The 6,614-nt window shown below is 58.5% G+C and carries 6 protein-coding genes; 1 reads left to right on the forward strand and 5 read right to left on the reverse strand.

The window, feature by feature from the left end:
- Nucleotides 1-6: 6 nt before the first annotated feature.
- The 4 genes from E5K03_RS02645 to E5K03_RS02660 form a co-directional block, all read right to left on the reverse strand.
- The gene (locus E5K03_RS02645) at nt 7-744 is read right to left on the reverse strand and encodes an amino acid ABC transporter ATP-binding protein (RefSeq protein WP_138004820.1); all 738 of its coding nucleotides are present in this window, start codon (nt 742-744) and stop codon (nt 7-9) included.
- Entirely contained in the window at nt 741-1,577 is an 837-nt protein-coding gene (locus E5K03_RS02650; RefSeq protein WP_138004821.1) for an amino acid ABC transporter permease, read from the reverse strand. The genes E5K03_RS02645 and E5K03_RS02650 overlap by 4 nt, the downstream gene beginning before the upstream one ends.
- Nucleotides 1,578-1,607: 30 nt before the next feature.
- Nucleotides 1,608-2,501 carry a basic amino acid ABC transporter substrate-binding protein gene (locus tag E5K03_RS02655; RefSeq protein ID WP_138004822.1) on the reverse strand — a complete coding sequence of 298 codons (894 nt, stop codon included), beginning with the start codon at nt 2,499-2,501 and terminating at the stop codon, nt 1,608-1,610.
- 80 nt (nt 2,502-2,581) lie between these two features.
- A complete protein-coding gene (locus tag E5K03_RS02660; protein ID WP_394343959.1) occupies nt 2,582-3,400 on the reverse strand; it encodes a COX15/CtaA family protein in 819 nt (272 codons plus the stop codon).
- Nucleotides 3,401-3,798: 398 nt separating this feature from the next.
- On the opposite strand from E5K03_RS02660, the gene E5K03_RS02665 reads away from it, so the two are divergent.
- Nucleotides 3,799-6,147, forward strand: a complete 2,349-nt coding sequence (locus E5K03_RS02665) for an amino acid permease (RefSeq protein WP_138004824.1) — start codon at nt 3,799-3,801, stop codon at nt 6,145-6,147.
- Nucleotides 6,148-6,174: 27 nt separating this feature from the next.
- Here the strand turns inward: E5K03_RS02665 and E5K03_RS02670 are convergent, their stop codons facing one another.
- Nucleotides 6,175-6,519: a hypothetical protein gene (locus E5K03_RS02670; RefSeq protein ID WP_138004825.1), complete on the reverse strand. Its 345-nt coding sequence runs from the start codon at nt 6,517-6,519 to the stop codon at nt 6,175-6,177.
- Nucleotides 6,520-6,614 lie beyond the last annotated feature (95 nt).

Consider the following 6,614-nt stretch of genomic DNA (forward strand, 5'->3'; position numbering starts at 1 on the left):
GGCCGATCACAGCATCCGCGAGAGGAATTGCTTGGCCCGATCGGTCTGGGGGTTCTCGAAGAACGCCTTCGGCTCGCCGGTTTCGACGACCTTCCCGTCGGCCATAAGGACGATTTTGTCGCCGACCCCACGGGCGAATCCCATCTCGTGGGTGACGACCATCATCGTCATGCCTTCCTCGGCCAACGCGCGCATCACCTCCAGCACCTCTCCGACCAGTTCAGGGTCAAGCGCGCTTGTGACCTCATCGAACAGCATGACCCGCGGGTCCATCGCGAGCGCGCGGGCGATCGCAATCCGCTGTTGTTGGCCGCCAGACAGCTGGTTTGGGTAGGCATCCGCGTGATCGCCCATCCCGACATCTTCGAGGATCGACATTCCCTCTTCGTAGGCGATCTCATCGTCGATTCCTTTGACCTTCTGCGGCGCGAGCGTGACGTTTTCGATCGCGGTCTTGTGCGGAAAGAGGTTGAAACTCTGAAACACCATCCCGATCCGCTGTCTGAGCACGTTGATGTCTGCGTCGGGATGGGTCAGCGCCGTCCCGTCGAGACGGATCTCGCCGGCCTGAATCTCCTCTAAGCGATTCGCACAGCGAAGCAGCGTTGACTTGCCCGATCCACTCGGGCCAATCACCACACAGACGTCCTGCTCGTCGACCTCAAGACTGACCTCCTTGAGCACGTGGGTGTCTCCGTAGTACTTGTCGATGTTGTCGAACTCCAAGAGCGAGTGATCGCTCATCGCCGATCACCTCCGCCCCAGTCGGAGCGTGCTTCGAGGTAGCGAACAAACTTGCCAAGTGGGATCGTGATACAGAGATACAAGATCGCCACAAGGATGATCGGCGTCCATGGGTCGAATGTCGCGCTGTTGACCTGCCGGAACTCACTGATGAGTTCAGGGACCGCGATGACCGTCAAAAGCGACGTATCCTTGACAAGGATCACCTGATCGTTGCCGATCGCCGCCAGCGCGTTGCGCCACGCCTGCGGCAAGATGACCTCCCGCATCGCCTGCACGTAGGACATCCCAAGCGATCGGGCGGCCTCCATTTGTCCCTCCGGAACCGCGCCGATTCCTCCGCGGATCGCCTCTCCAACGTACGCGCCGTGATTCAACATGAGCCCGATAATCGCCGCCGGAATTGCCCAATTGCTGATCGGGAAGTCTCCGAAGTTCTGGATCCAAAGCGCTGGGATGCCGTAGTAGATCACGATCAGCTGAAACAAAAGCGGAGTCCCACGGAAAAACTCGACGTACCCCGTCGAAATTGCGTTCGTAAAGCGTGTCTTCGAAACGCGTCCCAGACCAACAAAGATCCCAAGTGGAATCGAAAGGATACTGCCACCGGCGACAATCCCGAGCACGAGTACGAACGCTTCGAGGAATCGTGGAATAATCCGGACGAAGAGGTCCGGATTCGCAAAGTCAATAATGAAATACAAAAGCACGCCCACCGCCAGTGTGAACGCTCCGGCGATCGCTGCGCCCACCCGTTTCAGCGTGTGGTCGTTCAGAAACCGTTCAATCGTTGAATTGTCGGCCGCAGCGCCGTCTGTGTATGCGTCGGACATGATGGATGGGCGTTGAGTTGTGTCTGACGCTTAGGCGAGGAAGTATTCGTCGTAGATGTCGTCGTACTCGCCGCTGTCGCGGATCGCCGCGAGCGCATCGTTGACATCTTCGACGAGATCATCGTCCTGTCTGAACGCGATCCCGTACTCTTCGACTGTCAGTGTGAGGTAATCCGGCGCGTCTTCACCCTCGGCGACGCCCTCGCCTTCGACGAACCGGACTCGATCTTCGTTCTCGTTGACGAACTCGGCGCTGACGGTATTGTCGTTGATGACTGCATCGACTTGCCCGTTGAGAAGCGCCTGGAACGCGTCTGGAATCTGGTCGTAGCGATCGATCTCGAGGTCATCGTCGAATTCCTCCTGCAGCTCGTCGGCCGCGCCGGCACCCGTCGTCCCACGCTGGACGCCCACCGTTTGACCGCGGAGGTCCTCTTGGCTCTCGATGTCGCTGTCGACAGGGACGACCACCGTCTGGTACGCCGTGAAGTAGGGGTCCGAGAAGTCGACCTGCTCGGCACGCTCTTCGGTAATCGTCATCGCGCTCATGATCACGCGGAAGTTGCCGTTGTTGAGCGACTGGATGATGCCGTCGAAGGCCGTCTCCTGGAACTCGTACTCGGAGCCGAGCTCGCCGGCAAAGATCGCCTCGGCGATCTCGACGTCGAAGCCGACGAGTTCGTCGTCCTCTGTGTAGTACTCGAACGGGCGGTACGGAATATCTGAGCCGATGACGATCGTTTCGTCCTCATCATCACCGTTTCCGTTTCCGTTTCCGTTTCCGTTTCCGTTTCCGTTTCCGTTTCCGTTTCCGTTTCCGTTTCCGTTTCCGTTTCCGTTGCCATCGTCGCCGCCGAGACAGCCGGCAGTGCTGAGCGCAGCAAGCGCGATTCCTGCACCTTTCACATACTGACGTCGTTGCATAGTCGTCTGTAACGAAGTGAGCAGGAGTATAACAAAGCTTTGAATCGACAGCCGAATTCGGTTGTGGAATTCACTTCCACCTACAGCGGATCGGACTCCGAAACCGGACCGGACCGCGATTCGGGTGTTGATCGGCGCAACAGGAGGTACCCGGCGGCCACCCCTGCCCACGCGAGGACGAGCAGGCCAAGGTTGACCACTCGGGCGGTTGAGCTGTAGAGAACGATGTCGCGGCCCAACAACATCGTCACAAACAGACTCACGAGCGCGATCGCTGCGGTGATTCGAACCGCATCACCAGCCGACCACGCCCAGACGAGTGCGGCGAGGAGGCTGCTGAAGGCGATGAGACTCCCGACGACGAACCACGCTTGTGCGCCGGCATCGTAGACGATGATCGGCACCGCACGGCTGAACAGCGTGCTCACCGCGAGCCCGATCGCACCAACGCCGAGCGCCGCCTGCAGTCGATCGGCCCGCGATTGTGCCAATCGGCCGTCGTAGGCCCAAAGCGTCGTCAGCGTCAACAGTGAGAAGATTGACAGCGCGACCAGCAAGTGGGCAGCGTGGGTCGGCACAGAGTAGCCGCCGGGGACGAGTCCGTTGATTGTCACCGTCACCGCGCCAATACTGATCTGCAGCGGCAACAGGACAACTGCGAGCGTAGATGCGAGCCGTGTCCGTTTGCTCTGCCCGCCGATCCACGCCCAGAGGGCCGTTCCGAGGATCAAAAAGCCGGTGATCATCGCGACAAAGCGGTGGAACCACTCGATGAAGTCCGGGTTGATGGTCAACGCTGGGATGAGCTGTCCGGAACACAACGGCCACTCTGCGTTACAGGCGAGCCCCGATCCAGTTGCGGCGGTGTAGACGCCGAGGGTGATGAGCGAGAGGGTCAACCCCGTCGTCGCGGCCGCGAACCGGCCGAAGGTGAGCCAGTCGGGACGAAGCGACATTATCGTAACTCAGGATCGGTCGTACTTATGATTGTCTTCTAGGGCCGATCGATCGTTCGAGTGCTGGCATCCCGTCAAAAACGCGGTTGGCTATTTTGTTCAATGGATACTCCGGTCTTGAGGCCGAACGCTTAGGGCATAATTAACATACATATGATGAAAATTCCTCGGTGCCCGAAACACATAATTTCCGATATCCACTACCTTTGACTGTCGATAATGTGTTCTGGTAGTACTCCACCGGATAAAATTACTCGGTTTGCCGACACATGGTCTCACGCTGTCGGTGATACGTTGGGTGTGGACTGTAGTTTGAATACAACTCATACAGGGGTGATCCGATGGCAGGCGGCCTGAAACGCGATCTCGGGCTGTTTTCTGTCATGGCCATCAGCATCGGAGCGATGGTCGGTTCGGGGATCTTCATCCTCCCGGCGCTCGCATTCAAAATCGCGGGCCCGACAATGCTTCTTGCCTTCCTGCTGGCGGGATTGCTCGTGTTGCCGGCGGCCCTGAGTAAGATCGAAATGGCAACCGCGATGCCGCAGGATGGGGGAACGTACCTGTACATTGAACGAGGAATGGGGCCGCTGTTTGGAACAATCGCGGGTGTCGGTACGTGGTTCTCACTGTCGTTTAAAGGCGCGCTCGCGCTGGTCGGTGGTGTGCCGTATCTTATCTATTTACTCGGTGGCGAGCTGCCGGTCTCGATCAGGATCGTAGCGATTACAATCGCGATCGTCCTCATCGTGTTGAATCTCGTCGGCTCAGATGTGACTGGGCGGTTCCAAGTCGGGATCGTCGTCGTGATGCTTGCTGCGATGTCAGTCTTCGTCGTCGCAGGGCTTCCGGCGGTCGAAAGCTCGCGACTCTCTGGGGCGTTCGACCCACGGTCCTCGGGGACGCTCTCGCTTTTGGAGGCAACGGGCGCGGTGTACGTTGCCTACGCGGGCGTAACAAAAATCGCAAGTGTCGCCGAAGAGATCGAAAATCCATCACGAAACATTCCGATCGGGATGCTCGGATCGCTGTTGTTTACCGGTGCGTTGTACGTCTTGACCGTGTACGTACTGCTGGGGGTTCTGCCCGTCAACGCTGCGGGAGGACTCGGGACGATCACCACAGCGGGCGCAGAAGACGCCGTCGTTGCACAGGCTGGCGAACTGCTGCTTGGGACGCCGGGCGTTGCGATTGTCACTATCGCAGTAACACTCGCGCTGGTGAGTACTGCGAACGCTGGGATTCTTTCTGCCTCGCGGTACCCCTTTGCGATGGCGCGTGACAACCTCGCGCCGCCGTCACTGACGACGATCAGCGAGCGGTTCAATACCCCGAGTCGCGCTGTGATGCTGACAGGTGCGGTCATTTTGCTTATGATCGCTATTTTCCCGATTTTGCAAATCGCAAAGCTCGCGAGTGCGTTCAAGATTCTCGTGTTTGTGTTGATTAACATCGCACTGATCGGCTTTCGCGAGGGTGCTGTTGAGGAGTACAATCCGACGTGGATCGCGCCGCTGTATCCCTGGGTGCAGCTTTTTGGCATTGTTGCAGGGCTCGTCCTATTGAGCCAGATGGGGACCGTGCCGATCGTCGGTGCCATCGTCATCATTGCCGGTTCACTCCTCTGGTACTACACCTACGTTCGGTCGCGAGTCACTCGCGAGGGTGCGGCGACAGATGCAGTTCGGCGGAATGTCGGCGACGACGCCGTTGCCCGGACCCGCGAACTGTTTGACACCGATGCAGAACTCGATGTGCTTGTCGCGCTGACAGAGCGGACGAGCGATCGGACGAAGCGAGGCATGCTCCGGATCGCAACTGATCTTGGTCGGCTGCGGACAACCACTGTCGCACTCGTTGAGTTTCTGAACATTCCTCACCGGGTGTTTGCCCAAGACCACGCCGAGATCCAGGTTCGAGACCCCCCTGAGTGGCTGCAATCGGGCGCGGATCGACCCGACTGGCTGCCAGACGTTGAGGTTGGCCAGCCAACGCGGACCTCCGGCGGCGTCCGTGTTGGCGATACCGGCGAGGATCTGCCGACAACGCGTGGCACACGCATTGAACACCGCGAAATCGATAGTGAAGATCACAAGCGTGCAATCGTCGATGTCGCGACCTACGAGGGCTACGATCTCCTCGTGTTAGAACGCGACCGAGGGGACTTTCACCGCCGTATCCTCGGTGATGAAACCGGTTGGATTCTGAAAAACGCGCCCTGTGACACTGTGTTAGTTGAAGACCGGGGGTTCGAAGGGGCCGACGAAATTGCGGTCGTCGCAAACCGTGGCGCGTACGACCCGTTGAAGCTGCTGATTGCCGATGCGGTCGCCGAAGAAACGGGTGCAGAAATCAACCTGATACAGGTGATTCCTGAGGATCCACCAGAAACACAGCGTCGTACTGTCGAAGAGTATCACACGGCGTTGATTTCTATCACGACGGTTCCAACCCGATCGACAATTCTGGAAGCCGACGACGACGTGGCCGCAGCCGCTCGATTCGCACAGCCGGCCGACCTCGTGATCACGGGTGTCGACACGCCAGGATTCCTCGGACGGTTCCGCGGCAGACCTGGAAACAGGCTGGTTGAGTCTGTCGACTGTACGGCGCTTATGGTGCAGACCGCCGATCGCAGCGGCTCGCGAAGCCCAATTAAGCGAGTACTGATGGAACGGTTGTTCTCGTAACCGAAACGATCGCCCCCGTTTTTGTTTTCACCTGAGGTGTTCTGGCTCGAGGTTTGGCCGCGCTCGATGAGCGATAGCCCCGGCGAGAAATGCGACTGCGAGCCCGACACCGAGTAACTCGAATCGAACTGTCGGCTGGATAAACGGTGGCACGGTGATGGAGACGAACACTGCTTCGAGCATGAATACGCTGTCGGCGACTGCGAGCGTTTTCAAGACTGCAACGGAAAGAAGCGAAACGGACACAAGAGCCCACGCGACCTTTATCAGCGCAATTTGGCCGATGTGGAATCCTTCGAGTATGCCGATGACTGTCGCTGCGACGATCAAAAGCGTAAGCAGTTCACGCCGATAGCGATCGTACACCCACATTCAGTTGATCACATCGAGAACCTCAAGACCTCCTCCAGTAGGTGCTGAATCTGCGTCTGCGGTGGCTGGCTAGCCTTCAACAAGACGGTGACCGT

The organism is Halalkalirubrum salinum, assembly GCF_005543295.1.
GTDB classification, from domain to species: domain Archaea; phylum Halobacteriota; class Halobacteria; order Halobacteriales; family Haloferacaceae; genus Halalkalirubrum; species Halalkalirubrum salinum.

Excerpts from the sequence above, each read along its gene's own strand:
- E5K03_RS02645 (WP_138004820.1), bottom strand. The coding sequence starts at position 744 with ATGAGCGATCACTCGCTCTTGGAGTTCGACAACATCGACAAGTACTAC.
- E5K03_RS02650 (WP_138004821.1), bottom strand. The coding sequence starts at position 1,577 with ATGTCCGACGCATACACAGACGGCGCTGCGGCCGACAATTCAACGATT.
- E5K03_RS02655 (WP_138004822.1), bottom strand. The coding sequence starts at position 2,501 with ATGCAACGACGTCAGTATGTGAAAGGTGCAGGAATCGCGCTTGCTGCG.
- E5K03_RS02665 (WP_138004824.1), top strand. The coding sequence starts at position 3,799 with ATGGCAGGCGGCCTGAAACGCGATCTCGGGCTGTTTTCTGTCATGGCC.
- E5K03_RS02670 (WP_138004825.1), bottom strand. The coding sequence starts at position 6,519 with ATGTGGGTGTACGATCGCTATCGGCGTGAACTGCTTACGCTTTTGATC.